Below are 1,893 nucleotides of genomic sequence, written 5' to 3'. Positions count from 1 at the left end.
CCGTCAACACGCAGGTCGCACCCGGCGCCACCGAGGCGCAGGTCGTCGTGCTCGGGGTGATCTTGCTGTCGTTCACCACCACGTTGGTCAGGTTGCCGCTCGCGCTGGTGTTGGTCACCGTCACCGTGTAGGTCAGCACGTCGCCCACCGACACCGTGCCGCTGCCGTCGTTATCGGCATTGGTCATGGTCTTGGCGATCGTCTGGCTCAGCGCCGTCACCGGCGTGGTCACCGTCGTCGTGCAGGCCGGATCGGTGCTGCCCACCGGGCAGACCGGGCTGGTCGAAGTCGCGGTGTTCACCACGTTGCCGGCGGTCACGTCGGCCGCAGTCACCGTGTAGGTGCCGGTCAACACGCAGGTCGCACCCGGCGCCACCGAGGCACAGGTCGTCGTGCTCGGGGTGATCTTGCTGTCGTTCACCACCACGTTGGTCAGGTTGCCGCTGGCGCTGGTGTTGGTCACCGTCACCGTGTAGGTCAGCACGTCGCCCACCGACACCGTGCCGCTGCCGTCGTTATCGGCATTGGTCATGGTCTTGGCGATCGTCTGGCTCAGCGCCGTCACCGGCGTGGTCACCGTCGTCGTGCAGGCCGGATCGGTGCTGCCCACCGGGCAAACCGGGCTGGTCGAAGTCGCGGTGTTCACCACGTTGCCGGCGGTCACGTCGGCCGCGGTCACCGTGTAGGTACCGGTCAACACGCAGGTCGCACCCGGCGCCACCGAGGCACAGGTCGTCGTACTCGGGGTGATCTTGCTGTCGTTCACCACCACGTTGGTCAGGTTGCCGCTGGCGCTGGTGTTGGTCACCGTCACCGTATAGGTCAGCGTGTCGCCCACCGACACCGTGCCCGAACCGTCTTCGTCGGCATTACCCGTCATCGCCTTCGCCAGGGTCTGGCTCAACGCCGTCACCGGCGTGGTCACCGTCGTCGTGCAGGCCGGATCGGTGCTGCCCACCGGGCAGACCGGGCTGGTCGAGGTCGCGGTGTTCACCACGTTGCCGGCGGTCACGTCGGCCGCAGTCACCGTGTAGGTACCGGTCAACACGCAGGTCGCACCCGGCGCCACCGAGGCGCAGGTCGTCGTGCTCGGGGTGATCTTGCTGTCGTTCACCACCACGTTGGTCAGGTTGCCGCTGGCGCTGGTGTTGGTCACCGTCACCGTATAGGTCAGCACGTCGCCCACCGACACCGTGCCGCTGCCGTCGTTATCGGCATTGGTCATGGTCTTGGCGATCGTCTGGCTCAACGCCGTCACCGGCGTGGTCACCGTCGTCGTGCAGGCCGGATCGGTGCTGCCCACCGGGCAGACCGGGCTGGTCGAAGTCGCGGTGTTCACCACGTTGCCGGCGGTCACGTCGGCCGCGGTCACCGTGTAGGTGCCCGTCAACACGCAGGTCGCACCCGGCGCCACCGAGGCGCAGGTCGTCGTGCTCGGGGTGATCTTGCTGTCGTTCACCACCACGTTGGTCAGGTTGCCGCTCGCGCTGGTGTTGGTCACCGTCACCGTGTAGGTCAGCACGTCGCCCACCGACACCGTGCCGCTGCCGTCGTTATCGGCATTGGTCATGGTCTTGGCGATCGTCTGGCTCAGCGCCGTCACCGGCGTGGTCACCGTCGTCGTGCAGGCCGGATCGGTGCTGCCCACCGGGCAGACCGGGCTGGTCGAAGTCGCGGTGTTCACCACGTTGCCGGCGGTCACGTCGGCCGCAGTCACCGTGTAGGTGCCGGTCAACACGCAGGTCGCACCCGGCGCCACCGAGGCACAGGTCGTCGTGCTCGGGGTGATCTTGCTGTCGTTCACCACCACGTTGGTCAGGTTGCCGCTGGCACTGGTGTTGGTCACCGTCACCGTATAGGTCAGCACGTCGCCCACCGACACCGTGCCGCTGC

At 67.4% G+C, this 1,893-nt stretch carries 1 pseudogene; it reads right to left on the bottom strand.

The features are described 5' to 3' along the window. Positions 1-1,893: pseudogene (locus LC490_RS24170) on the bottom strand (hypothetical protein); the annotation flags it as partial.

It is taken from the genome of Lysobacter sp. ESA13C, assembly GCF_019970005.1.
Taxonomy (GTDB): Bacteria; Pseudomonadota; Gammaproteobacteria; order Xanthomonadales; family Xanthomonadaceae; genus Lysobacter; species Lysobacter antibioticus_B.
The sequence above is the reverse complement of the archived record's forward strand: the minus strand, read 5'-3'. Positions and strand labels throughout refer to the sequence as shown.